This window comes from Demequina silvatica (assembly GCF_000971215.1).
Lineage (GTDB): Bacteria > Actinomycetota > Actinomycetes > Actinomycetales > Demequinaceae > Demequina > Demequina silvatica.
In genome coordinates this window covers 136,306-161,198 of record NZ_BBMA01000005.1, presented here as the reverse complement: position 1 = coordinate 161,198, position 24,893 = coordinate 136,306, and the positions used below count along the sequence as shown (strand labels likewise).

The following is a 24,893-nucleotide window of genomic DNA, read 5'->3' as shown; positions in this document are numbered from 1 at the left end:
TGGAGCGCGAGCAGGCGCTCACACACGAACGGAAATTGTATCAGCGATGGTGCTCTTTGAGCGAACCGGCGACGCGATCGAACGTCGCGCGGTCGAGGATCGCGCCCTCGCGGCGCACGGAGCCGGGGTCGACCCGCAGGATCCTGTCGAGCCTGACCTCGCTCGGCCGCCCCTGAGAATCCCACGGACCGGCGCCGATGTCCATCCAGTAGCGGCCCCAGCGCGCCTCCTGCGCGGCGTCGAGGTCGTGATCCTGGCTGGTGAGCATGAGCCCGAGCAGCCACCGCCCGTCGCGTCCGATCAGCAGCACCGGCCGGTCCTTGCCCTGGGAGTGGTCCTCCTCGAACGGCACCCACGTCCACACGACCTCGCCCGGGTCGGGGGTGCCGTCCAGCGTGGGCGAGTAGGACACGCGCGGCACGCCCGTGAAGTCGCCCGGGTAGCCCGTGGCGGTCGAGGTGGGAGAGGACGATGCGCCGGGTCGCGGGGTGGTGCGGACGGCCCGGACGATGCGCCGGAACAGGTCGAACAGGGAGCTCACCCCGCCGACGGTACCGGCCCCTCGTGCGGCTCCGCCACGGGGGAGGGACCGCGCAGGTCGAGCTCCTCGACGGGCTTCGCGTGGCCGAACAGGAACCCCTGGCCGAGCGTCCAGCCGTGCTCGCGGGCGATCGCGCGCTGCGCCTCGGACTCGACGCCCTCGATCACGCCGGACATCCCGAGGCTGCGCGTGAGCGCGGCGACGGTGGTGGAGATGCGGTCGCCGGTGCCCCGGTCGCCCAGGCGCAGCGTGAACTCGCGGGCGAGCTTGAGCCCCGAGACGGGGTTGAGCAGCACGGAGCTGAGCGCCGAGTAGCCGGTGCCGAAGTCGTCGATGATGAGGTCGACGCCGAGGGCGGTGAGACCCTCGAGGTCGGAGCGCGCGGCCTGGGTGGCGATGAGCATCCCGGACTCGGTGATCTCGAGGCCCAGGCGGCGCGGGTCGATCCCGGTCGCCTCGAGCGCCTGGGTGACCACGCGGGTGAGGTCGGCCGAGCCGATCTGCCGCGTCGAGACGTTGACGAACACGCGTCCGGCGAACTCGGGGTGGCCGGCGATGAACTCGCACGCCTGCGAGATCACGAACGCGCCGAGCGGCACCACGAGGTTCGCCTCCTCGCAGACCTCGATGAACTCCTCGGGCAGCAGCAGGCCGCGGTTGGGGTGGTTCCAGCGCACCAGCGCCTCGTACGCGACCACCTCGGCGGTGTCGAGCCGGACGATCGGCTGGTAGTGGACCACCAGCTCGCCCTCGCGGATCGCGGCGCGCAGCTCCGACTCGATGGACAGCTTGTTGAGGGCGTGCGAGCGCAGCTCGCTGGTGAACACCTCGACGCGGGCGCGGCCGCGCTGCTTCGCCGCATACATCGCGGTGTCGGCGTTGCGCAGCAGGCTCTCGGCGGTGATCTCCGGCTCCGCGAGCGCGAGCCCGGCGCTCACGGTGGGGACCACCTCGTGCCCGCCGACGGTGAAGGGGATCTGCACGTCCGACGCGATCACCGTGAGGAGCGCTTCCGCGGCCGCCTGCGTCGCGACGGACTCGAGGATCACCACGAACTCGTCGCCGCCCAGCCGGGCGACGGTGTCGCCGGGACGCACGGCGCCCTTGATGCGGCGAGCGATCTCCTGCAGCAGGGCGTCGCCGGCCTCGTGGCCCAGCGAGTCGTTGACCACCTTGAAGTGGTCGACGTCGAGGAAGATGCACGCGACGGTGTGCGCGTCCGTGCGGCGCGACTCGAGCGCCGCCTCGAGACGCTCGAGCAGGTTGGTCCGGTTCGCGAGCCCCGTGAGGTGGTCGTACATCGCGCGCCGCTCGAGCAGGTCCTTGGCGCGGCGGATCTCCGTGATGTCCTCGACATGCACGAAGTACCGCGCCTCGCCGCGGCCTTCTCCGAGGCTGTGCCCCTCGGGCGCGGGGGAGACCGTCATGCGGGTCCACACCGCGTCGCCGTTGCGGTGCAGCAGGCGGGTCTGCGCCTGGAAGTACGGCAGCTCCTCCTGGTCGAGCTGCGAGCGCAGCTCCTCGTGGTGCGACACGTCGTCCGGGTGGGTGAGGTCGCGCAGCCGGTAGGTGCGCAGCCCCGCCACGGTGCGGCCGACGATCCGGCCGAACGCGCCGTTGGCGTCGAGCACCACGCCGTCCGAGCCCAGCACCACCATGCCGATGGGCGAGCCGTCGAACGCGGGACGGAACAGGCTGGACTCCGTCATGCTCGCCTCCTCGATCGTGGCCCCGCGCACGTCGCACGAGGTTCCGTCCCTTGTATCGGCACGTCGGCGCCGGTCATGAGGGCGAGGGCCGCCGCGGTGCCGCCCGACTTCGTGGGAGAATATCCCGCACCCACCAGCACGAACCGAGGAACCGTCATCACCGTGTCCGCAGATCCCCGCATCGAGCCCGCCTCGACCCAGCCGGCGCTCATCCGCAACTTCTGCATCATCGCGCACATCGACCACGGCAAGTCGACCCTCGCGGACCGCATGCTCCAGCTCACCGGCGTGGTGGAGCCCCGGCAGATGAAGGCGCAGTACCTCGACCGCATGGACATCGAGCGCGAGCGCGGCATCACCATCAAGTCGCAGGCCGTGCGCATGCCGTGGTCCGTCGACGGTGCGCCGCACGCGCTCAACATGATCGACACCCCCGGCCACGTCGACTTCACCTACGAGGTCTCGCGCTCGCTCGCGGCCTGCGAGGGCGCGATCCTGCTGGTCGACGCGGCGCAGGGGATCGAGGCGCAGACCCTCGCCAACCTGTACCTGGCGATGGAGAACGACCTCACGATCATCCCGGTGCTCAACAAGATCGACCTGCCCTCGGCGGACCCGGACCGCTACGCGGCCGAGCTCGCGCAGCTGATCGGCTGCGAGGTCGAGGACGTCCTGCGCGTGTCGGGCAAGACCGGCGCGGGCGTGCCCGAGCTCCTCGACCGCGTGGTGCGCGACATCCCCGCCCCGGTGGGCGACGCGGACGCGCCGACGCGCGCCATGATCTTCGACTCCGTGTACGACACGTACCGCGGCGTGGTCACCTACGTCCGCGTGGTCGACGGCTCGCTCAAGCCGCGCGAGAAGATCGCGATGATGTCGACCCTCGCGACGCACGACCTCCTGGAGATCGGCGTCATCAGCCCCGAGCCGGTGCCCACCAAGGGGCTCGGCGTGGGCGAGGTCGGCTACCTCATCACGGGCGTGAAGGACGTGCGCCAGTCCAAGGTGGGCGACACCGTCACCCTCGCGGGCCGGCGCGCCGAGCAGTCGCTCGGCGGCTACCGCGACCCCAAGCCCATGGTCTACTCGGGCCTGTTCCCGCTCGACGGCTCGGACTTCCCGATCCTGCGCGACGCGCTCGACAAGCTGCAGCTCAACGACGCATCGCTGGTCTACGAGCCCGAGAGCTCGGTTGCGCTCGGCTTCGGCTTCCGCTGCGGCTACCTGGGCCTGCTCCACCTCGAGATCGTGCGCGACCGCCTCGAGCGCGAGTTCGGCCTCGACCTCATCTCGACCGCCCCGAACGTGGTCTACGAGGTCCAGATGGAGGACGGCAAGGTCCACACCGTCACCAACCCGTCCGAGTTCCCCGGCGGCAAGATCCACGAGGTCCGCGAGCCGGTGGTGAAGGCGTCCATCCTGGTGCCCAGCGAGTTCATCGGCACCGTCATGGAGCTGTGCCAGGAGCGCCGCGGCGTGATGGGCACCATGAACTACCTCAGCGAGACCCGCGTCGAGATGCACTACACGCTGCCGCTCGCGGAGGTCGTGTTCGACTTCTTCGACCAGCTGAAATCCCGCACGCGCGGCTACGGCTCGCTCGACTACGAGCCCGCGGGCGACCAGGTGGCGGACCTGGTCAAGGTCGACATCCTGCTCCAGGGCGAGCAGGTGGACGCGTTCAGCGCGGTGGTCCACAAGGACAAGGCGTACTCGTACGGCCTGTCGATGGTCGGCAAGCTCAAGGACCTCATCGACCGCCAGCAGTTCGAGGTGCCCATCCAGGCCGCCGTCGGCTCGCGCATCATCGCCCGCGAGACCATCCGCGCCATCCGCAAGGACGTGCTCGCGAAGTGCTACGGCGGCGACATCTCGCGCAAGCGCAAGCTGCTCGAGAAGCAGAAGGCCGGCAAGAAGCGCATGAAGAACATCGGCTCGGTCGAGGTGCCGCCGGAGGCCTTCATCGCGGCGCTGTCGACGTCCGACGACGGCTCCGACAAGGGCAAGAAGAAGTAGGTGCTCCCGTCCGACGCGACGGATCATGCCCTCACCAGGCATGATGAGCACATGAATACCGCTGTGGGGGCGCGGGACTTCGGCGTCTACGTGCACGTGCCGTTCTGCTCGGTGCGCTGCGGCTACTGCGACTTCAACACGTACGCCCCCGGCGAGGTCGAGGGCGCGACCCGTGAGGGCTACGTCGAGGCCGCGCTGCGGGAGATGGACCTCGCCCGCGCCGCCATGCCGGGTGACACCCGCGCCGCGCGCACGGTGTTCTTCGGCGGTGGCACGCCGACCATGCTCGACTCGTCGGCGCTCATCGCGCTTCTCGACGGCATCCGCGGCACGTGGGGCCTGAGCGCGGACGCCGAGGTCACCACCGAGGCGAACCCCGACTCGGTCACCAAGGAGTCGCTGCACGCGCTCGCCCGCGCGGGCTTCACGCGCGTCAGCCTGGGCATGCAGTCCGCCGTGCCGCACGTGCTCCGCACGCTCGACCGCACGCACAACCCCGCCAACGTCGCGCGAGCGGTCGCGGCGGCCCGCGACGCCGGCCTCAAGGTCAGCCTCGATCTCATCTACGGCACCCCGGGCGAGTCGCTGAGCGACTGGCGCGCCAGCCTCGAGGCAGTGATCGCGCTCGAGCCCGACCACGTGAGCGCCTACGCGCTCGTCATCGAGCCCGGCACCCGGATGGGCGCGCAGCTGCGCCGCGGCGAGGTGCAGCCCACCGACCCGGACACCCAGGCGGACATGTACGAGCTCGCGGACACGCTGCTGTCCGAGGCGGGCTACTCCTGGTACGAGGTCTCGAACTGGGCGCGCGAGCCCGGCGACCGGTGCCGCCACAACATGGCGTACTGGCGCAGCCAGGACTGGTGGGGCGTGGGCCCCGGCGCGCACTCCTACCTGGGACCGCACGCGCACCCCGACGGCGAGCAGGTTCCCGCCAGGCGCTGGTGGAACGTCAAGCACCCGCGCGCGTACGCCGCGCGGCTCGCGGAGGGCGGGAGCCCCGAGGCCGAAGGCGAGTCGCTCGACCCCGAGGACCTCCGCCTCGAGCAGGTGATGCTGCGCCTGCGGCTGTCCGAGGGCATCCCCGCGGAGCTGATCGAGGGACGCGCCGAGGCGGTCTCGACGCTCATCGCCGACGGCCTGCTCGACGGCGCCGCCGCGCTCCGCGGTACCCTCAAGCTCACCCGTCGCGGCCGCCTGCTCGCGGACCTCGCGGTGCGCGCGCTCGCCTTCTAGGCGGGCCCCGCGCGCGACTCGCCGCGGCGACCTGGGCGGTCGCCGGCGAGGTTCCGGATGTCCGCGCCACGGCCTACCCTTGACGGCTGGACACTCCCGGGAAGGAGAGGCGGCCGGGCACGCCGCCGGACACGATCATCGCTCTCGACACCCTCACGCGCGCACCCGCGCAGGAGACCGCCGGCCGCGGCGCCCCGCGGGGACGGATCGCCGGCCTGGACGGCCTGCGCGCGCTCGCCGTGGTCCTGGTGGTGGCGTTCCACCTCGCGCCCGCGAGCCTGCCGGGCGGGTACGTGGGCGTCGACGTCTTCTTCGTGCTGTCCGGCTTCCTCATCACCACCATTCTGCTGCGCGAGCGCGCACGGGACGGGCGCGTGTCCCTGCGCCGCTTCTGGACGCATCGCGCGCGACGGCTGCTGCCCGCGCTCGCGCTCGTGGTGGTCGCGGCGGTCGCCGCGGTCGCGCTCGCGGGCGGCATCGCGGCCCTGGCCGGCGCGCCGCTCGCGGCCGGGCCGTGGGGCGACCTGCTCGTCGGGATCGGCGGGCAGGTCGCCGGCGCCGCCACCTTCACGAGCAACTGGCTGCTCATCGCCTCCGGCCAGGGCTACGCCGCCGCCGCGACGCCGCACCTGCTCGAGAACCTGTGGTCGCTCGCGGTCGAGGAGCAGTTCTACCTGCTGTGGCCGCTCGCGGTCCTGGCGGTGGTGGCCTTCGGAGGGACGATGCGCCGGGCGGCCTGGGCGGCCGCCGTCCTCGCGCTCGGGTCGGGTGCGGCGATGGCCGCGCTCGTCCCGGCGGGCGGGGACCCCACCCGCGTGTACATGGGCACCGACACGCACGCGTTCGGGCTCATGATCGGCGCGGCGCTCGCGTTCTGGTGGGCCCGTCCCGACTCGCCGGCGCTCGCGGCGGCACGGCGGCCGCGGGCGATCAGCCTCGGCTTCGTGGGCGCGGCGTGCCTGGTCGGGATCGCGGCCTTCCTGCCCTGGGACTCCGCGTGGACCTACCGCGGCGGCCTGGTGCTCGCGTCGCTCGCGACGGCCGCGATCATCCACATGCTGGTCGCGGTGCCTGCGCTGGGCGAGGTGCTCGACGCACGGCCGCTGCGTTGGCTCGGGGATCGCTCCTACGGCATCTACCTGTGGCACTGGCCGGTGCTCGTCATCGCGGTCACCGCGCTCGACGGGGGTCGGGTGCGTGACGCCTCCGGCCTCGCGATCGCGATCACGGTGGTGGTCACGCTCGTCGCGGCGGCGGCCTCGTACCGCTGGATCGAGCTGCCGGTCCGCCGCGTCGGGTTCCGTCGCGCCGCCCGGATGGCGTGGCGGCGGCGCACCGTGGCGGCGGGCGGGATCGCGGCCGCGCTCACGGCGGCCGTCGTGCTCGGCATGGTGCACGCGCCCGAGCGCACCGCGCTCGAGACCCAGCTGGAGGAGGGGGAGCGCATCGCCGCGCAGGCGGCCGCCGTGCTGCCCGAGCCCGCGCCGACGCCCGGGGCCGTCCCGACGCCCGGCGCCCGCGCATCGTCCCTCCTGGGGACCGAGGAGCCGGCGCTGCCGGCGCGGGTGCCGCCGCCGGGCGCGCGTCCCGCGCCCGTGCCCGAGCTCCCCTCGGGTCGGGACGTGACGCTGGTGGGCGACTCGGTGGCGCTGGGCGCCGCGCCGGCCCTCGCGAAGGCGCTGCCCGGCGTCTCGATCGACGCGGAGGTGGGCCGGCAGTTCGCGGACGGCGTCGACCGGGTCGAGCGGCTCGCCGACCGCGGGCGGCTGCGCGACTACGTGGTGGTGGCGCTCGGCACCAACGGCGCGGTGCCCGCCGGCGAGGTCGACCGCCTGCTCGAGGCGGCGGGCGGGCGGCCGGTGGTGATGGTGACGCCGTTCGGCGACCGGACGTGGATGCGCGACTCGCAGCGCGAGGTCCGCGCGGCCGTGCGCGACCACACGACGGTGGTGCTCGCGGACTGGCAGAGCGCCGTCCTCCGCGACCCCTCGGTGCTGGGCCCCGACGGCATCCATCCCGATGCGAAGGGCATGGACGTGTTCGCGCGGGTGGTGGCGGACGCGCTCACCCGCGCCAGCGTGGTCCGCTGACCCGGACGCGCGAACGGCCGGGCCCCGGGCTGCCCCGGGACCCGGCCGTGGTCGGACGCGTCACTTGATGAACGGGATGACCAGCGGGATCCGGTAGTACTCGCCGTTGTTGGCCTTCACGCCCGCGACGATCGAGATGACGAGCGCGTAGATCGCGTAGGCGACCATCAGCGGGACGGTCACGAACAGCCCGATGCCGAGGGTGATGAGGCCCAGGATGAACCCGCCGACGATGACGACGAGCGACGTGAGCTGCAGGTTGAGGTTGGTCTTGCCGTGCCAGTCGACCAGCGCGGAGCGCTCGCGGTAGATCAGCCACATGATCAGCGGCACCAGGAACGCGAGGGTTCCTCCGGTGACCACGAGGGCCACGGCGGCGAGGATGTGCACCAGCATCGCGATGGTGCGGGCGTCGCTCTCCAGCATGGGTGCGGGGGCGGCGTAGGCGGGCGGCGCGGGCGCCGCCTGGGGCTGCTGCGGCGCGGCGGCCTCGGGAGGCACGGTGCCGTCCGCAGGCGTCTGAGGCTCGGTGGTGTCGTTCATGTCCTCAGGCTCGCAGGAATGACAGGGCCCCGCATCCACCACGAGGGGGAGCGGGGCCCTGATTCGGGTCGGGGTGCGACCCTTACTTCACGATCCGCCAGTTGAACGGGTAGCGGTAGCTCTCGCCGCGGTTGGCGGCCAGGCCGGCCATGATGCACAGGATCAGCGCGGCGATGCCGACGACGAACGACAGCAGGATCCCGATCAGCACGATCCACAGGATCGCGGAGACGATCTGCGCGATGGTCACCAGGATGGAGAAGTTGAGCGCCTCCTTGCCCTGGTCGTCGATGAACGCGCTGCGCTCGCGGAAGACGAGCCAGATGATCAGCGGCGGCAGGAAGCCGAACAGGATGATGCCGAGGTGCGCGAGCATGGCCCACATGCGCTCGTCGCTCTGGGTCATCGGCTGGGCCCCGTAGGGCTGCTGCGGCGGGGGCGGGGATTGCGGCGGGGGCGGCGGGTAGTCGGTCATGGCTCTCTCCCTCGGATACGGACCAGGGCGGTCGCGCGTGGCACGGCCGCCCGTCCAATCTATCCAGGAATGCCCGCTACGCCCGGGATTCGCGGCGCGCCGATGTCGCACGTCGCCGCCGCGGGGACGTGCCGCGCGCCCTGCCCCGAGCCCGGCCCCGAAGCCGGTCGGAGGGCCGCGATAGGATTAGCACTCGTCGAGTCCGAGTGCCAGGAGGTCACGTGAGCGAGGAACGCCGGCGCGCCGTGCTCCGCGCGATCGTGGAGGGCTACGTGTCCACCCACGAGCCCGTGGGATCCAAGGCGCTCGCGGACGCCCAGTCGCTAGGCGTCTCCTCCGCGACCATCCGCAACGACATGGCGATCCTCGAGGAGGAGGGGCTCATCGCGCAGCCTCACACCTCCGCGGGGCGCATCCCCACGGACCTGGGCTACCGGTCGTTCGTGGATCAGCTCGCGGCGGCCGCGCTGCCGGACGCGCACAAGCGCGCGATCGGCACGTTCCTGTCCGACGCCGTCGACCTCAACGACGTCGTCGAGCGTTCGGTGCGTCTGCTCAGCCAGCTCACCCGCCAGGTGGCCGTGGTGCAGTACCCGTCGCTGCGGGAGTCCGCCGTGCGCCGCATCGAGCTGGTGCGCATGGGCGCCGAGCACGCGCTCGTGGTGGTGGTGTCCTCGGACGCCCGCGTCGACCAGCGCACCATCGCGCTGGGCGAAGCGACGTCCGATGACTCGTTCGAGCGGGCGGTGCGTGAGGTCAACCTCACGGCGGAGGGTCTCACAGGCGCCCGCCTCGAGACCGCGCTCACCGTGTGGGCCGCGGCGCCCGACCAGGTGCCGTGGGCCGGCGCGGTCGCGGACTTCGTGGTGACCGCCGCGCGCGGCGGCACCGTCGAGCGCGTGGTGTTCGCCGGTGCGTCCAATCTGGCACGCGCCGGGTCGGGCCTCGAGGCCGGCACCATCGCGCCCGTGCTGGAGGCGCTCGAGGAGCAGGTGGTGCTGCTGCGGCTGTTGCACGAGATGGCGGCCGAGGGGGACGATGTCTCGGTTCGCATCGGCGCGGAGACGCACCTCGAGGCGCTGTCGCGCACGTCGATCGTCGCCGCGGCCTACGGCCGCGACGCCTCGTCCCTCGTGGGTGCGCTCGGACCGACACGCATGGACTATCCGGGGACGATGGCAGCCGTGCGCGCCGTCGCCCGCTATCTGTCGAAAGTGGTGGAGCACTAGGTGAAGGACTACTACGCCGTCCTGGGCGTCTCGCGGGACGCCTCCGAGGCGGAGATCAAGAAGGCGTACCGCAAGCTCGCGCGCGAGCTGCACCCCGACGTCGCCGGCGCCGAGGGCGAGGAGCGCTTCAAGGAGGTCGCGGCCGCCTACGACGTGCTCGGCCACGCCGAGAAGCGCGCGCAGTACGACCGCGGCGTGGACCCCCGCGCCGCCTCGGGCGGCGCCGGAGGCCCGCAGGGCTTCGGGTTCGAGGACATCTTCGAGACGTTCTTCGGCGGAGGCGCGGGCCCGTTCGGCGGTCAGCAGCGCGGGCCGGCCTCGCGCACCCAGCGCGGCGGCGACACCCTGGTCCACACCGAGGTCACGCTCGAGGAGGCGGTGTTCGGCGTCGCGCGCGAGATCCAGGTGGACCTCGCGGACGTGTGCACCACGTGCCACGGCACCTGCTGCGCGCCCGGCACCCAGCCGCAGGGTTGCCGCCAGTGCAACGGCACCGGCTCGGTGCAGCGCGTCGCGCGCTCGCTGCTGGGCAACGTCATGACCACCGCGCCGTGCCCCACGTGCGGCGGTTACGGCTCGACCATCGAGACGCCGTGCCACGACTGCTCGGGTCAGGGCCGCACCCACTCGCGCCACACCATCAACGTGGACATCCCCGCGGGCGTCGAGACCGGCACCCGCATCCGGATGACCGCGCAGGGCGACGCGGGCATTGCGGGCGGCCATAAGGGCGACCTCTACATCGAGATCCGGGAGCGCCAGCACCCGGTGTTCGAGCGCCGGGGGGACGACCTCCACTGCACGCTCCAGGTGCCCATGACCGCCGCCGCGCTCGGCACGGTCCTGTCCGTCGACACGTTCGACGGCGCCCAGGACGTGGACGTGCGCCCCGGCACGCAGTCGGGCTCGACCGTCAAGCTCAAGGGCCTCGGGGTCGGCAAGCTCCAGCGCGCGGGCCGCGGCGACCTGCTGGTCCACCTCGACATCGTCACCCCCGCGGACCTCACCGACGAGCAGGCGGAGCTGCTGCGTCAGCTCGCCGAGCTGCGCGGCGAGCAGGCCCCCGAGGCGAGGCTCGCCCCGCTCGGCGGCGGCGTGTTCTCGCGCCTCAAGGACGCCTTCAAGGGTCACTGAGCCGTGACCGCGCCCGTCTTCGTCGACCCCGCGGCGGCCGCCGCTGCCGCGGGCGATGTCCTGCGCGTCGAGGGGGATGAGGCCCGCCACGCCGTGACCGTCCAGCGCCGCCAGGCGGGGGAGCGCATCGACGTGGTCGACGGCGCGGGTACCCGCGCCGCGGGCGTGCTGGTGGCGACCGGCGACCGGTGGATGGAGGTGCGCGTCGAGGCGGTGAGCCGCGACCGCGACCCCGAGGTCACGCTGGTGCAGGCCCTCGCCAAGGGCGGCCGCGACGAGCAGGCCGTCGAGGCGGCCGTCGAGCTCGGCGCCACCCGCATCGTCCCGTGGTCCTCCGACCGCGCGATCGTGCAGTGGCGCGGCCCCAAGGCCGCGAAGGGCCGGGAGAAGTGGGCGTCGCTCGCGCTCGCGGCCGCCAAGCAGTCGCGCCGGGCGTGGGTCCCGGCGGTGGACGATGCGCTGACCACCCGGCAGCTCGCGGTGCGGGTGGCGGAGGTGGTCGCCTCGGGCGTCAGGGTGCTGCTCCTCCACGAGGTGGCCGCGACGCCCCTCGCGTCGCTGACGTGGGAGGACGCGGACGCCCCGGTGTGGCTGGTGGTCGGTCCCGAGGGCGGGATCTCCGACGCGGAGATCGACGCGCTCACGGCGGCCGGCGCCGAGGCCGTGGTGCTCGGCCCGCACGTGCTGCGCGCCTCCTCGGCGGGTCCCGCCGCCCTCGCCGCGCTCGGCGCCCTGCGGGGCCACTGGGCCGCGCCGGTCACTACGCTGGGGGGATGAGCACCACGGACTGCATCTTCTGCAAGATCGTCGCGGGGGAGATCCCCGCGACGAAGGTCGTCGAGACGGACCGCGTGATCGCGTTCCGCGACATCGCCCCGAAGGCGCCCGTGCACGTGCTCGTCGCCCCCAAGCACCACGTGCCGAACGTCGCGGCCGCGGCCGCCGAGATCCCCGAGGTCCTCGCGGAGATGGCGCAGGTCGCGCAGCAGATCGCGGGCGCGGAGTGCGGCGGCGAGTTCCGCCTCATCTTCAACACCGGTGCGACGGCGGGCCAGTCCGTGTTCCACGTGCACGGGCACGTGCTCGGCGGCGCGGCGCTCGGATGGGAGCCTGCGTGAGCGTCACCCGGGTGGTCGTGGTCGAGGACGCGGCGCGCATGCCCGACCTGCTGGGCTCCGGAGACGGCGTGCTGCGCGAGGTCGAGCGCGCCTTCCCCGCGGTCGACATCATGGTCCGCGGCAACCGCATCACCCTGACCGGTGACGAGGACGACGTCGCGGCCGCCGCCGCCGCCGTCGAGGAGCTGCGCGACGTGCTCGGCGCGGGCGTGCCCCTCACGCCCGACGTCGCCCGCGAGTCCGTGCGCATGCTACGTGCCGCCACCGCGACGGCGACGCAGCCCGCCGGGGCGACCGGCGCATCGTCCACCGCGACCGCGGAACGCCCGGCGGGCGTCCTCAGCCGCTCCATCCTGTCCACGCGCGGCCGCACCATCCGGCCCAAGACGCAGGGCCAGGCCTCGTACGTGCACGCGATCGAGACCCACACCATCACGTTCGGCATCGGGCCCGCGGGCACCGGCAAGACGTACCTCGCGATGGCGCAGGCCGTGGCGGCGCTGCAGTCCAAGCGCGTCAACAGGATCGTGCTGACGCGACCCGCGGTGGAGGCGGGGGAGCGGCTCGGGTTCCTGCCCGGCTCGCTGGGCGAGAAGATCGACCCGTACCTGCGGCCGCTCTACGACGCGCTGCACGACATGGTCGACCCCGAGTCCGTGCCCAAGCTCATGGAGGCCGGCACCATCGAGGTGGCGCCGCTCGCGTACATGCGCGGCCGGACGCTGAACGACGCGTTCGTGATCCTCGACGAGGCGCAGAACACCACGCGCGAGCAGATGAAGATGTTCCTCACCCGCCTGGGGTTCGGCACCACCATGGTGGTCACCGGCGACGTCACGCAGGTCGACCTGCCCGGCGGCACCACGTCCGGGCTGCGCGCGGCGTCCGAGATCCTGTCGGGCGTGGAGGACATCGCGTTCTGCCACCTGGGCGCCCAGGACGTGGTGCGTCACCGCCTGGTGAGCGACATCATCACCGCCTACGCGAAGAACGACGAGCAGGAGCAGGGCCGCGGCCCTCGCCCCACCGGCCAGCGCCGCCGGTTCGACCGGGAGGAGCGCCAGTGATCGAGGTCAACAACGAGACCGACGCGACCGTCGACGAGGTCGAGTTCGCGGAGCTCGCCCGCTACGTGCTCGCGCAGATGCACGTCGCGGACGGCGCGGAGCTCGCGATCATGTTCGTCGACGAGGAGGCGATGGAGCAGCTCCACCTCCAGTGGATGGACGAGCCCGGCCCCACCGACGTGCTGAGCTTCCCCATGGACGAGCTCCGCCCCGGCACCCCCGACGAGCCCACGCCCGCGGGGCTGCTGGGCGACATCGTGGTGTGCCCGTCGGTCGCGCAGCGCCAGGCCGCCGCGGCCGGCCACAGCGCCGAGGAGGAGATGCTGCTCCTCACCACGCACGGCATCCTGCACCTGCTCGGCTACGACCACGTGGAGCCCGAGGAGGAGAAGGAGATGTTCGCGCTGCAGCGCAACCTGCTGCTCACGTTCCTCGCGAGCCGATGAGCTCCTCGGCCGTCTCGCTCCTCGTGGCGGTCGTGGTCGCGGGACTCGCGGGTGCGGCGGCGCTGCACGCCGTGGTCGCCGCGTTCGAGCAGATCCCCTACGCCGACGAGCGGCGCATGGCGGGCCAGCTGCGCCCCGACGGGCGCCCCACCCGCGCCGCCCGGCTCGCGGCGCTGCCCGACCACGCCGACAACGCGTCCTCCGTCGCCTACGCGGTCCTCGAGACCGTCGCGATGGTCGCGTGGACGGCGCTCGCGCTCGCGCTCGGCGACGCGCTGGGCTGGGACGCGGGCCCCACGCTGATCCTCGCGTGGGTGGTCGCAGCGTTCCTGTCGCTGGTTCTCGTGCGTGCCTGGCCGCGCGCCGTCGCGCGCCGCTCGCCCGAGGTTGCGATCCGCGCGCTCGCGCCGCTCGCGTGGACGCTCATCCGCATCACCACCCCCATCCGCGCGGTGGTGCCCGCGCTGCAGATCCGCGAGCTGTCGGAGCCGGAGGACCTGGTCGAGCAGGCCGGCGAGGCGCTCGAGCAGGAGGACGCGGAGATGCTGCGCTCGGTGGTCTCGCTGGGCGAGACGCTGACGCGCGAGGTGATGGTGCCGCGCACGGACATGATCACCATCCAGGCCGGCACGGCGGCGCGCAAGGCGATGCTGCTGTTCATGCGGTCGGGCTTCTCGCGCGTGCCGGTGATCCGCGGCGAGGTCGACGACACGGTGGGGATCCTGTACCTCAAGGACGTGGTGCGGGCCACCTGGGACCACCCCGAGCGGCTCGACGAGCCCATCGACGGGCTGATGCGCGAGCCGGTGTTCGTGCCCGAGTCCGTGCCGGCCGACGACCTGCTGCGCCGCATGCAGGACGAGGTGTTCCACATGGCGCTGGTGGTCGACGAGTTCGGCGGCGTCGCCGGCGTGGTGACCATCGAGGACGCGCTCGAGGAGATCGTGGGCGAGGTGGTCGACGAGCACGACCGCAGCGCCCCCGAGATCGAGGACCTGGGCGACGGCCGCTACCGCGTGCCCGCCCGCTGCGGCCTCGACGAGCTCGCCGAGCTGTTCGACGTCGAGATCGACGACGAGGACGTCGAGACCGTCGCGGGCCTGCTCGCGAAGGCCCTGGGCAAGGTGCCCATCCCCGGATCCCGCGCCACCGCCCACGGGATCGAGCTTCTCGCCGAGCGCGCGGAGGGCCGCAGGCGCACGCTGGTGTCCGTGATCGCGGCGCGCGTCGTGGAGGACGATGCGCCGGTTCAGACGGGCGAGAACGAGACGGTCCCGCGCAGGCGGGCACGGAAGGACGAGGACGATGACCGATAACCACCGCTCCGGCTTCGCGGCGTTCGTGGGACGCCCCAACGCAGGCAAGTCGACCCTGATGAACGCCCTGGTAGGCGACAAGGTCGCGATCATGTCCTCGCGGCCGCAGACCACCAGGCGCGCGATCCGCGGGATCGTCAACCGGCCCGAGGCCCAGCTGGTGATCGTCGACACGCCCGGGCTCCACCGCCCCCGCACGCTGCTGGGCGAGCGCCTCAACGACCTGGTCCGCGAGACGCTGTCCGAGGTCGACGTCATCGGGTTCTGCCTGCCGGCGGACGAGAAGGTGGGCCCCGGCGACAAGTGGATCGCGCGCGAGCTCGCGGACTCGCGCCGCCCCGTGGTGGCGATCGTCACCAAGGTGGACAAGGTCTCCCGCGAGCGCGTCGCCGAGCACCTGCTCGACGTGTCGCAGCTGGGGGAGTGGGCGGAGATCATCCCGGTGAGCTCGGTCAAGGACATCCAGATGGGGACCCTGGTGGACGTGCTCGCGAAGTACCTGCCCGAGGGCCCCGCGCTGTACCCCGACGGCGAGCTCACCGACGAGCCCGAGGACATCCGCATCGCCGAGCTCATCCGCGAGGCTGCGCTCGAGGGCGTGCGCGACGAGCTCCCGCACTCGATCGCGGTGGTGATCGAGGAGATGGTCGAGCCCGACTCCGAGGACGCGCACCGCCCGGTGCTCGAGATCCGCGCGCACGTGTTCGTGGAGCGTGACTCGCAGAAGGGCATCATCATCGGCAAGGCGGGGTCCCGCTTGAAGGAGGTCGGCGCGACCGCGCGGGCAGGCATCGAGCACCTGCTCGGGCGGAAGGTGTTCCTCGACCTGCACGTCAAGGTCGCGAAGGACTGGCAGCGCGATCCCAAGCAGCTGGGCCGGCTCGGGTTCTAGGGGTGCCCCGTCCTCAGTGACCGTCGGGGGCTATCCGGCGATCCCGCGGACGGAGCCGGGGTTGAGGAACATCCTCTCCCACATGAGGGCGCGCTGCGCCTGCGGGAGCTCGCCGAAGTCAGCCGCGTCCTGCCAGTGCTCGCGGATCACGTCCGTGACCTCCTCGGCGATGCCCCGCGCGGTCTCCCGGTCGAGCCGATAGTCGGGCGCGGCATCGACGAGGGTGGAGAGCCGGCTGTCCCGGTTGCCCTTCCAATCGAGCGCCAGCGCTTGAGCGGCGGCCTCGCCGGTGCGCAGCACGGGGGAGAGGTCGTACGCCGGGGTGAGCTTGAGGTGGGTGCCGTCCCAGAACGCCGCGTGATTGCGCAGGTGGTCGTCTGTGTTGCCGATCGCGATGTTGAACGCCGCCCTGGTGAAGACCGCCCTGTTCAGTCCCTTCGCGGACGCTGCTTCCCTGGTCAGCGTGTCGAGCAACGCGGGGTAGGAGCCCGAGGGCAGCCACTGCTCGGGGAGCCGCAGCATGGTGAGGCCGGACACGACCATCCGCCGCGTCCCGTCGCCGCCCCGGTCGAAGCGGTCGAGCAGGAGGACCTTGTGCCCCAGGGAGTGGGCGATCGATGCCCGTGTCACCGGGATGCCGAGCTTCGACGCGAGGTGGATGCTCGTCGCCTCCGCGCCGACCACGTCGTAGGCGTCGGTGCTCGTGCTGAACTTGGCGATGACCTGCCGGTCGCCGTCGGCCAGAAGCGCCTTGGGCCGCGCTCCGCCGATGGCGGTGCCGTAGAGCAGCGCGCGCTCGAGGTGCTCGGGCAACGCGCCTCCTGACTCGATGAGGTCTGCTGCGCGCAGCAGCTCGTCGAGCGTCGCCGACTCGATCCGCGGCGCATACGCCCGCGAGCTCGCCTGGAAGTCGACCGCGCCGAGGCGGTTGGAGCCGGATTGCATGAGGTAGGTGGCCTCGTCGAGGTCACCGGTGTCCTCGGACGAGGGTTTCACCCGCTGCAGGATGACGCGCCGTCCCCAGGCGTCTGGGGACGCGTCACGGAGCGCGCCAGGCATACCGAGGTTCTCGGTGGCACCGTGCCAGGTCGGCCCGTCGAACGGCATGCCGTAGAGCGGCAGCGCCCCTTCGCGCGCCTTGTACCGCTCGCCGTAACGAAAGCTCAGGTCGGTCGAGCCGCCTCGGCGCTCGAGCACGCCCGCCGGCACGGGCGCGGTGGCGCCGCGCAGCCATGCCCAGACGTAGACCTGGTCAGAAGTCGTAGTCGCCATCGTCATCCTTGTCGTCGAGCTTGCGGACCAGCGCGGGGAGCAGCGCGAGGCGATCTTCCGCGCGGCGCCGCGCGAGGGCGAGTTCGAGGGGGTCGGACATCGCGAACAGTTCGACACCTGCGAGCGCTGCGACATTGAGGACGTTGCCGATGGACGGGGTCGGCTTGCCGGCCTCGATCGACAGCACGGTGCGCTGGGACACGCCGGCACGATCGGCGAGCTCCGCGGCGCTCCACCTCTTGTCGTGGCGTGCCAGGCGGATCTGCAGGCCGAGGAGACGCGCCGCCTCGGCGGCCGCTGGCGTCATCGAGATCTCGCGACGGCCCATCTCTTGACTCCATAGATTGATGTAGTGACGGTGACTGTTGCAATCTATTACATCGCACGTATTTCTGACAAGAGGCGGCTTCCGTTCGTGAGCCGCCGGCCGGGCGGCGGGGGTAGGGACTCGTCCGCACGCTCCCGTCGACTGCCAAGGGCGATGGCGACGAAAGTCTTCGCGGGTGAAGGATGTAACCGGCGCATCGTCCCCATGCGTCCCACTGGTCCCATTCGTCATCGGCAATCGCCGGACTGCGCCGCTGGACCTCCTTGCAGCCCCACCGCGCGGACCCGCTATGGTGGCTACATGCGTGCACGCTCGCTGCTTACGTGCCGCGACGAGGCCTAGCCCAGGTCGGTCCCTCGTCGCGGCCTTTCGCCTGCCGGCCTAGGACCCAGCGAACAAGCAGCGAGGAATCATGAGCCACTACACCGGCGGCGCGCAGACCGCGTCCCCCATGCCCGTCAAGAAGTACATCCCGTTCCACGAGCAGATCCAGGTGGACCTGCCGGACCGGACCTGGCCGAACGCGACGATCACCAAGGCGCCCCGCTGGTGCGCGGTGGACCTGCGCGACGGCAACCAGGCCCTCATCGAGCCCATGAACTCCGAGCGCAAGATGCGCATGTTCGAGCTCCTGGTGCGCATGGGCTACAAGGAGATCGAGGTCGGCTTCCCGAGCGCGAGCCAGACCGACTTCGACTTCGTCCGCGCCCTCATCGAGGAGGACCGGATCCCCGAGGACGTCACCATCCAGGTGCTGACCCAGGCGCGTGAGCACCTGATCGAGCGCACCTACGAGTCGCTCAAGGGCGCCAAGCAGGCGATCGTCCACCTGTACAACTCGACCAGCATCCTGCAGCGCGAGGTGGTGTTCCGCGCCGACGAGGACCAGATCCTCGACATCGCGACCCACGGCGCGATGCTGTGCCAGAAGTACGAGGAGACCATCCCGGACACCCGGGTGTTCTACGAGTACAGCCCCGAGTCCTACACCGGCACCGAGCTCGCCTACGCCGTGCGCGTGTGCAACGCCGTCCTCGACGTGTGGAAGCCCACGCCCGATCGCAAGGTCATCATCAACCTGCCCGCGACCGTCGAGATGGCCACGCCGAACATCTACGCCGACTCGATCGAGTGGATGAACCGCAACCTCGACTACCGCGACTCCGTGGTGCTGTCCCTGCACCCGCACAACGACCGCGGCACCGCCATCGCGGCCGCGGAGCTCGGCTACATGGCCGGCGCGGACCGCATCGAGGGCTGCCTGTTCGGCAACGGCGAGCGCACGGGCAACGTCGACCTGGTGACGCTCGGCATGAACCTCTTCAGTCAGGGGATCGACCCCGAGATCGACTTCTCCGACATCGACGAGGTCCGCCGCACCGTCGAGTACTGCAACCAGATCGACGTCCACCCCCGCCACCCGTGGGGCGGCGACCTGGTCTTCACCGCGTTCTCGGGCTCGCACCAGGACGCGATCAAGAAGGGCCTCGAGGCCATGGACGCGAAGGCGCAGAAGCAGGGCGTCGAGGTCGACGACCTGCTGTGGGCCGTGCCGTACCTGCCGATCGACCCCAAGGACGTGGGCCGCTCGTACGAGGCGGTGATCCGCGTGAACTCGCAGTCCGGCAAGGGCGGCGTCGCGTACCTGCTCAAGACGGAGCGTCATCTCGATCTGCCCCGCCGCCTCCAGATCGAGTTCTCCCGCGTGGTCCAGCGCGAGGCCGACGCCTCCGGCGCGGAGATGACCGCGGACAAGCTTTGGGAGATCTTCCAGGACGAATACCTTCCGGCGACCGACCCGGCCGACAAGTGGGGGCGCTTCTCGCTGATCGGCACCCGCGCGACGTCGAGCGACGCCGGCCCCGACACGCTCGCGGCTGACATCACCGACGGCGGCGCGCCCGTCACGGTCGAGGGCTCCGGCAACGGCCCCGTCGCGGCGTTCGTCGCGGCGCTCGGCACGCGCGGCGCCAAGGTCGAGGTGCTGGACTACCACGAGCACGCGATGAGCACCGGCGGCGACGCCACCGCCGCCGCGTACGTCGAGTGCGCGATCGGCGACCAGATCCTGTGGGGCGTGGGCATCGACCCGTCGATCACCACCGCCACTCTTAAGGCCATCATCTCCGCGGTCAACCGCGAGGGCCGATGATCCGTCGTCCCACCCGCGTGATCGGCGTCGCCGCGGCCGTCCTGGCCGCGGCGACGCTGACCGCGTGCGGCTCCTCGACGCCGGACACCGAGCTGTCCGACCTGTCGGGCATGGGCCTGACCGCGACGGACTGCGCGGACACGGTCCAGATGTCCGGGATCGAGTCCGAGGACCCGGACGCGGTGGTGGAGTGCTGGACCGGCAGCCCCGAGGACGGCCTCATCGCCACCGCGGACGCGACGCTCGCGCAGCTGCTCGCCGACAACCCGGACGGCGAGGACGTCACCGAGGCGCTGTGCTGGACCGACACGGTCACCGACGCGGAGGCCAGCGCCTGCCGCGCCATCCTCGTGGGCAGCACCAGCGACGGCGCCGTGGTCTCCGCGGTGCTCGCGCTCAAGGACCCCGCCGCCGTGATCGGCGAGCTGTCCGACAGCCCGACGGACGCGGAGGTCGAGGACGCCCTCGCCGGCGCCGCGATCGAGGTCCTCGTGTTCAGCGAGCCCGCCTCCTCGGAGACCGGCGACCTCTAGGCACGGTCCCGCAGGGGGACGATGCGCGGGCCGGGTCCCGCACGTGACGGCGCCCCGGCGCTCCTGACGGGGAGGGCCGGGGCGCCGCGTGCGTCGGGTCAGGCCGGGACCGCCTCCGGCAGCACCCGACGCGGCTCGACCACGGCGCGCGGCGCGCGGGCGAGCAGCCACACGGTCAGCCCCATCTCCGCGAGCATCGAGGGCACCGCGACCACGGCGAGCATGACGTCCGCGATGGCCGTGTAGTCCGCGGCCAGCACGTGGGCGAACGTGTCCACGATGTACGCCCCGCCCGCGACGGCGAGGCCCACGCCGAGGATGCGCGGCGCGAGGCGCGACGTCACGAGGATCCGCCCCACCACCATGAGGTGGAGCCCGAACGCGACCAGCCCGATCAGCCAGGCCACGTCGAAGGCCTCCATGGCGGTCCCGACCCAGGCGGCCCGCGCATCGTCCCCCAGGCCGGCGACGGCGGCGCCGCCGGTGGCGAGGTGGAGCGCGGCCGCCATGAAGGTGACGGTGACGGCGAACACGACGCTGTAGCCCAGGCGCAGCCACGCCGCGAGGAGCGAGCGCTGCTCGCCGGTGTGCCGCAGCAGCACGTGGAGCGCCCACGCGATGCCGATGTCGATGATCGCGATGGTGATGAACGCGGCGATGCCGAGCCGGAACAGCGCCGCGTCGTCGGCGATGGCGGCCATGGTGGCGGCAGGGTCGTCGGGGACGACCAGGCGGGTGCGGACGGCGAAGTTCGCGAAGATCGCGAGCACGAAGATCGCGACGTAGCCGGCGCCGGCCCAGCGGGCGACGGCGGCCAGCCGGGGGGTGGAGGCGGCGGTGGACGATGCGGCGGTGGCGGTCATGATGGCTCCTCGGGTGGGTCTGTGGTCGGGTGGGGAAGGGCGGTCAGCCCTGGACGAGCACGGCGGCCTTGCCGGCGATGCGGCCGGCGGCGAGGTCCGCGACGGCGGCGCCCGCCTGCGCGAGCGGGTAGGTGCGGGTGAGCGCGGGGGAGAGGGATCCGGCGACGATGCGGGCGGTCAGGGCATCGAGCGGCTCCGCCGCGGTGGCCGCGAGGATGCCGGTGAGCGTCTGGCGGCTGAACATCGAGAGGACCGCCGCGCGCAGCTGGCGGCCGGCGCCGCCGGTGAGCGAGCCGCCGCCCTCGCCGCCGACGATCACGAGCGTGCCCTCGGTGCCGAGGATGCGACGCAGGCGGCGCAGCGGGGTGAGGCCGCCGGTGTCGATGATCGCGTCGTAGGTGGTGGCGAGCGCGGTGACGTCGGTGGCGCGGTAGTCGATCACCTCGGCGGCGCCGAGCTCGCGGACCAGGTCCGCCTTGGTCGCGCTGGCGACGCCGGTGACCCGGGCGCCCGCCGCGACCGCGAGCTGGACCGCGTACGACCCTACGCCGCCGGAGGCGCCGAGCACCAGGACCCGGCCTCCGGGCTCGATCCCGGCGCGCTCGACGGCCTTCAGGGCGGTGACGCCCGAGGCGGGTACCACAGCGGCCGCGGCGAAGCTCATCGCCTCGGGCTTGCGGACCAGCTGGTCCTCCTTGGCGATCGTGTGCTCGGCGAAGGACCCGGTCGCGGTGCCCAGGACCTGGTCGCCCGCGGCGAAGCGGGTGACGCCCTCGCCGATCTCGACGACCACGCCGGCGACGTCCGAGCCGGCGATCGGCTGGCGCGGGCGCGTGAGCCCGAAGCCCATGAGACGCATGATCAGCGGGCGGCCGGTCGCGAGGTGCCAGACGCCGCGGTCGACCCCGGCGGCGTGGACCTCGACGAGCACCTCGCCGGGTCCGGGCGCGGGGCGCTCGACGGTCTCGACGCGGATGGCCTCGGGTCCGGCGTAAGTGCGCTGGACTGCGGCCTGCGTGGTGGCGGTGGAGGTGGGGACGGTGGCGGTCATGTCGGTTCTCCTGCTCGTGTCGTGGCAATTCGTACTTAGTACGACTTGCTATGCTCGACCGTAGGCGTACTTAGTACGAAGCGCAAGGGCTGGAGCGAGGATGGCGACGGAAGACTTGGTGACCAGGGACGATGCTGCGGCCCGCAGGCCTCGGCTGTCACGCGAGCGGGTGCTCGCTGCCGCGATGGCGCTCGCCGACCGCGACGGCCTCGAGGCGCTGACCATCCGCGCGCTCGCGGAGGATCTGGGCACCAAGCCGATGACGCTGTACCACCACGTCGCAGGCAAGGAGGCGCTGCTCGACGGGATCGCGGACCAGGTGTTCGCGGAGATGGAGCTGCCGCCCGAGGACCTGGAGTGGCGCGACGCGATCCGCGTCCGCTGCCGCTCCGCACGCGAGGTGCTCGCGCGGCGTCCCTGGTCCGTGCCGCTGCTCGAGTCCCGCCGCCACCCCGGGCCCTCGCTCCTCGCGCACCACGAGGCCGTGCTCGCGACCCTCGCACGCGGCGGCCTCTCGATCCCCCTGATGGCCCACGCCTACGCGGTGCTCGACAGCTTCATCTACGGCTTCGCGATCCAGGAGGCGAACCTGCCGGTCCAGGGCGGCGAGGAGTCGGCGGAGGTCGCCGCGAAGGTCTCCGCCGCGTTCGACCCGGAGCTCTACCCGACGCTCGTGCGCTTCACGGTCGAGCACGCGATGCGTCCGGACTACTCGTTCGGCGCCTCGTTCGACTACGGCCTCGACCTCATCCTCGACGGGCTCGAGCGTGCCGCGCGCGAGGAGCGCGCCTGACGCGGGCGACAATGGACCGTGCCCCTCTACCGTGACGACGCGATCGTCCTCCGCACCCACAAGCTGGGTGAGGCCGACCGGATCGTCACCATGCTCACGCGTCGGCACGGCAAGGTGCGCGCCGTCGCGAAGGGCGTGCGCCGCACCTCGAGCCGCATCGGCTCACGCATGGAGCCGTTCATGCTGGTCGACGTCCAGCTGTACGAGGGCCGCAACCTCGACATCGTGAGCCAGGTGGAGACCAAGGAGCCCTACGCGCGGCGCATCGCGGAGGACTACGCGATGTTCACCGCCGCGACCGCGATGGTGGAGACCGCGGACAAGCTGGTCGACCACGAGCGCGAGCCCGCGTGGGAGCAGTACCGCCTGCTGCACGGCGCGCTGGGCGCGCTCAGCCGCCGCGAGCATGAGCCTGGCCTGGTGCTCGACAGCTTCCTGCTGCGCTCGCTGTCCCTCGCGGGGTACGAGCCCAGCTTCTCCGACTGCGCGAGCTGCGGCAGGCCCGGGCCGCACCGCGCGTTCGTGGTGGGCGGGGGAGGGGCCGTGTGCGAGAGCTGCCGCCCGCCCGGCGCCGCCGCCCCCGCGCCCGAGACGTTCTCCCTGCTCGAGGCCCTGCTCTCGGGCGACTGGCCCACCGCGGACGCCTCCGAGACCCGCAACCGCCGCGACGCCGCCGGCCTCATCGCCGCGTACACGCAGTTCCACCTCGAGCGGAAGGTGCGCAGCCTGGGCCACGTGGACCGGACCTGACCGCGCCCGCCCGGCCCGCGCATCGTCCGCCGATAGGCTGGCGACCGTGACAGTGCAGCCTCCCTTCAAGCACGCCTCGGGCGCGACCCCGCCCGCCCTGCCCCAGGCCGCGGTCCCCAAGCACGTGGCCGTGGTGATGGACGGCAACGGGCGCTGGGCCAAGGAGCGCGGGCTGCCGCGCACCGCCGGGCACGAGCGCGGCGAGGCGTCCCTGCTGGACGTGGTCGCGGGCGCGATCGAGATCGGCGTCACGCACATCTCCGCGTACGCGTTCAGCACGGAGAACTGGAAGCGCAGCCCCGACGAGGTCCGCTTCCTCATGGGATTCAACCGCGACGTCATCCGCCGCCGCCGCGACGAGATGCACAGCTGGGGCGTCCGCGTCCGCTGGGCCGGCCGCCGCCCGAAGCTGTGGCGCTCGGTCATCACGGAGCTCGAGAAGGCCGAGGAGCTCACGCGCGACAACTCCACGCTGACGCTGACGATGTGCGTCAACTACGGCGGCCGCGCGGAGATCGCCGACGCGGCCAAGGCGATCGCGATGAAGGTCGCGGCGGGGGAGCTCGACCCGGCGAAGGTCACCGAGAAGACCCTCGCGGCGCATCTCGACGAGCCCGACATGCCGGATGTCGACCTGTTCTGGCGCTCCAGCGGCGAGCAGCGGTCGAGCAACTTCCTGCCGTGGCAGGCGGCCTACGCGGAGTACGTGTTCAGCGACACGCTGTGGCCGGACGTCGACCGCACGCACCTGTGGGCCGCGATCGAGGAGTACGCGCGCCGCAACCGCCGCTTCGGGGCGGCGTAGCGGCGGTCAGGACGCGTAGGGGGACGATGCGTCGGCCGGCTGGGCCGGGCGACGTCGCCTCCGCCACCAGTTGAGACCGAACGCGAGCGCGACGATCCCGAGCGCGCCGCCCGCGAGCAGCCACGGCGACTGCGTCCACGCGCTCCACAGCGACAGCCCCACCAGCGTGTACACGGTCGCCCACAGGAGGCAGCCGGGGATCATCGCCAGCGTGTAGAGGTCCCAGCGCATGCGCGAGTAGCCGGCCGCGCCGTTGACGAGCGTCTGGATGCCGAACGTGAGGAAGGACAGCGGGATCGCGAACCAGCCCCAGCGCTCGGAGAATTCGCGGGCCTTCTCCATGCCGGGGCCGGAGAAGCGGCGCGCGAGGCGGGCGCGGGGGCTGTGGTGCTCCTCGGCGCGGTCGGCCACCGCGTCGGCGCCGGTGCGCGCCCAGCGCGCGATCCAGTACGTGGCCTGCGTGCGGAGGAACACCACGCCGCACAGGAACAGGTACAGCCACCACCACGGGCCGTCCGAGATGAACGACGGCAC

The 24,893-nt window shown here is 72.4% G+C and carries 25 protein-coding genes; 16 read left to right on the top strand and 9 right to left on the bottom strand.

The genetic code is table 11. From position 1 onward, the window contains the following. Nucleotides 1-40 precede the first annotated feature (40 nt). The gene (locus AOM05_RS08300) at nt 41-541 is read right to left on the bottom strand and encodes a type II toxin-antitoxin system PemK/MazF family toxin (RefSeq protein WP_062521170.1); all 501 of its coding nucleotides are present in this window, start codon (nt 539-541) and stop codon (nt 41-43) included. Next, nucleotides 538-2,250, bottom strand: coding sequence for a putative bifunctional diguanylate cyclase/phosphodiesterase (locus AOM05_RS08295; RefSeq protein ID WP_156165115.1), 1,713 nt, complete (start codon nt 2,248-2,250; stop codon nt 538-540). The genes AOM05_RS08300 and AOM05_RS08295 overlap by 4 nt, the downstream gene beginning before the upstream one ends. Before the next feature lie 162 nt (nt 2,251-2,412). Between AOM05_RS08295 and lepA the strand changes: the two genes are divergently transcribed. The 3 genes from lepA (at nt 2,413) to AOM05_RS08280 (ending at nt 7,592) form a co-directional block, all read left to right on the top strand. After that, nucleotides 2,413-4,266 (top strand): translation elongation factor 4, encoded by a 1,854-nt coding sequence (gene lepA / locus AOM05_RS08290; protein ID WP_439644560.1) that lies wholly within the window; start codon nt 2,413-2,415, stop codon nt 4,264-4,266. A gap of 51 nt (nt 4,267-4,317) precedes the next feature. Continuing rightward, nucleotides 4,318-5,502: a radical SAM family heme chaperone HemW gene (hemW, locus tag AOM05_RS08285; protein WP_082097374.1), complete on the top strand. Its 1,185-nt coding sequence runs from the start codon at nt 4,318-4,320 to the stop codon at nt 5,500-5,502. An 86-nt stretch (nt 5,503-5,588) separates the two neighbouring features. After that, entirely contained in the window at nt 5,589-7,592 is a 2,004-nt protein-coding gene (locus tag AOM05_RS08280) for an acyltransferase family protein (protein ID WP_369401119.1), read from the top strand. Between the two features lie 60 nt (nt 7,593-7,652). On the opposite strand, the gene AOM05_RS08275 is transcribed toward AOM05_RS08280, so the two are convergent. After that, complete coding sequence (locus tag AOM05_RS08275) at nt 7,653-8,135, bottom strand: DUF4870 domain-containing protein (RefSeq protein WP_062521161.1); 483 nt, start codon at nt 8,133-8,135, stop codon at nt 7,653-7,655. Nucleotides 8,136-8,217: 82 nt separating this feature from the next. Next, a complete protein-coding gene (locus AOM05_RS08270; RefSeq protein ID WP_082097372.1) occupies nt 8,218-8,610 on the bottom strand; it encodes a DUF4870 domain-containing protein in 393 nt (130 codons plus the stop codon). Nucleotides 8,611-8,831: 221 nt separating this feature from the next. On the opposite strand from AOM05_RS08270, the gene hrcA reads away from it, so the two are divergent. The 8 genes from hrcA to era are packed head-to-tail and all read left to right on the top strand — an operon-like array spanning nt 8,832 to nt 15,812. Continuing rightward, entirely contained in the window at nt 8,832-9,839 is a 1,008-nt protein-coding gene (hrcA, locus tag AOM05_RS08265; RefSeq protein WP_062521157.1) for a heat-inducible transcriptional repressor HrcA, read from the top strand. Next, nucleotides 9,840-10,973: a molecular chaperone DnaJ gene (dnaJ, locus tag AOM05_RS08260; protein WP_062521155.1), complete on the top strand. Its 1,134-nt coding sequence runs from the start codon at nt 9,840-9,842 to the stop codon at nt 10,971-10,973. Nucleotides 10,974-10,976: 3 nt separating this feature from the next. Then, nucleotides 10,977-11,750, top strand: a complete 774-nt coding sequence (locus AOM05_RS08255) for a 16S rRNA (uracil(1498)-N(3))-methyltransferase (RefSeq protein WP_062521153.1) — start codon at nt 10,977-10,979, stop codon at nt 11,748-11,750. Beyond that, nucleotides 11,747-12,091, top strand: a complete 345-nt coding sequence (locus AOM05_RS08250) for a histidine triad nucleotide-binding protein (protein ID WP_062521150.1) — start codon at nt 11,747-11,749, stop codon at nt 12,089-12,091. The genes AOM05_RS08255 and AOM05_RS08250 overlap by 4 nt, the downstream gene beginning before the upstream one ends. Next, a complete protein-coding gene (locus tag AOM05_RS08245) occupies nt 12,076-13,158 on the top strand; it encodes a PhoH family protein (RefSeq protein ID WP_187327462.1) in 1,083 nt (360 codons plus the stop codon). Before AOM05_RS08250 ends, AOM05_RS08245 begins: the two co-directional genes overlap by 16 nt. Further along, nucleotides 13,155-13,604 (top strand): rRNA maturation RNase YbeY, encoded by a 450-nt coding sequence (gene ybeY, locus AOM05_RS08240; protein WP_062521148.1) that lies wholly within the window; start codon nt 13,155-13,157, stop codon nt 13,602-13,604. Before AOM05_RS08245 ends, ybeY begins: the two co-directional genes overlap by 4 nt. Continuing rightward, the gene (locus AOM05_RS08235) at nt 13,601-14,920 is read left to right on the top strand and encodes a hemolysin family protein (protein WP_062521146.1); all 1,320 of its coding nucleotides are present in this window, start codon (nt 13,601-13,603) and stop codon (nt 14,918-14,920) included. Before ybeY ends, AOM05_RS08235 begins: the two co-directional genes overlap by 4 nt. Beyond that, nucleotides 14,910-15,812 (top strand): GTPase Era, encoded by a 903-nt coding sequence (gene era / locus AOM05_RS08230; protein ID WP_062521144.1) that lies wholly within the window; start codon nt 14,910-14,912, stop codon nt 15,810-15,812. Before AOM05_RS08235 ends, era begins: the two co-directional genes overlap by 11 nt. Nucleotides 15,813-15,842: 30 nt before the next feature. Here era and AOM05_RS08225 read toward each other — a convergent pair whose 3' ends face one another. Together AOM05_RS08225 and AOM05_RS08220 are read right to left on the bottom strand one after the other, a co-directional pair. Continuing rightward, nucleotides 15,843-17,084 carry a type II toxin-antitoxin system HipA family toxin gene (locus AOM05_RS08225; RefSeq protein ID WP_062521142.1) on the bottom strand — a complete coding sequence of 414 codons (1,242 nt, stop codon included), beginning with the start codon at nt 17,082-17,084 and terminating at the stop codon, nt 15,843-15,845. Then, nucleotides 17,065-17,412: a helix-turn-helix transcriptional regulator gene (locus AOM05_RS08220; protein ID WP_062521137.1), complete on the bottom strand. Its 348-nt coding sequence runs from the start codon at nt 17,410-17,412 to the stop codon at nt 17,065-17,067. The genes AOM05_RS08225 and AOM05_RS08220 overlap by 20 nt, the downstream gene beginning before the upstream one ends. A gap of 412 nt (nt 17,413-17,824) precedes the next feature. Here AOM05_RS08220 and leuA point away from each other — a divergent pair, with 412 nt between their 5' ends. Next, a complete protein-coding gene (leuA, locus tag AOM05_RS08215; RefSeq protein ID WP_062521135.1) occupies nt 17,825-19,564 on the top strand; it encodes a 2-isopropylmalate synthase in 1,740 nt (579 codons plus the stop codon). Then, on the top strand, nt 19,561-20,097 hold the full coding sequence (locus AOM05_RS08210; RefSeq protein ID WP_156165113.1) for a hypothetical protein: 537 nt from the start codon (nt 19,561-19,563) through the stop codon (nt 20,095-20,097). Before leuA ends, AOM05_RS08210 begins: the two co-directional genes overlap by 4 nt. Before the next feature lie 98 nt (nt 20,098-20,195). Here AOM05_RS08210 and AOM05_RS08205 read toward each other — a convergent pair whose 3' ends face one another. Further along, a complete protein-coding gene (locus AOM05_RS08205) occupies nt 20,196-20,960 on the bottom strand; it encodes a DUF4386 domain-containing protein (RefSeq protein ID WP_062521130.1) in 765 nt (254 codons plus the stop codon). Nucleotides 20,961-21,003: 43 nt separating this feature from the next. Then, entirely contained in the window at nt 21,004-22,011 is a 1,008-nt protein-coding gene (locus tag AOM05_RS08200; protein WP_062521128.1) for an NAD(P)-dependent alcohol dehydrogenase, read from the bottom strand. A gap of 100 nt (nt 22,012-22,111) precedes the next feature. Between AOM05_RS08200 and AOM05_RS08195 the strand changes: the two genes are divergently transcribed. The 3 genes from AOM05_RS08195 to AOM05_RS08185 are packed head-to-tail and all read left to right on the top strand — an operon-like array spanning nt 22,112 to nt 24,359. Next, nucleotides 22,112-22,804: a TetR/AcrR family transcriptional regulator C-terminal domain-containing protein gene (locus tag AOM05_RS08195; RefSeq protein ID WP_062521125.1), complete on the top strand. Its 693-nt coding sequence runs from the start codon at nt 22,112-22,114 to the stop codon at nt 22,802-22,804. 18 nt (nt 22,805-22,822) lie between these two features. Then, nucleotides 22,823-23,554, top strand: coding sequence for a DNA repair protein RecO (recO, locus tag AOM05_RS08190; protein ID WP_062521123.1), 732 nt, complete (start codon nt 22,823-22,825; stop codon nt 23,552-23,554). A 52-nt stretch (nt 23,555-23,606) separates the two neighbouring features. Next, the gene (locus AOM05_RS08185) at nt 23,607-24,359 is read left to right on the top strand and encodes an isoprenyl transferase (RefSeq protein ID WP_082097403.1); all 753 of its coding nucleotides are present in this window, start codon (nt 23,607-23,609) and stop codon (nt 24,357-24,359) included. Between the two features lie 6 nt (nt 24,360-24,365). Here the strand turns inward: AOM05_RS08185 and AOM05_RS08180 are convergent, their stop codons facing one another. Then, the gene (locus AOM05_RS08180; RefSeq protein ID WP_228373239.1) at nt 24,366-24,893 is read right to left on the bottom strand and encodes a DedA family protein; all 528 of its coding nucleotides are present in this window, start codon (nt 24,891-24,893) and stop codon (nt 24,366-24,368) included.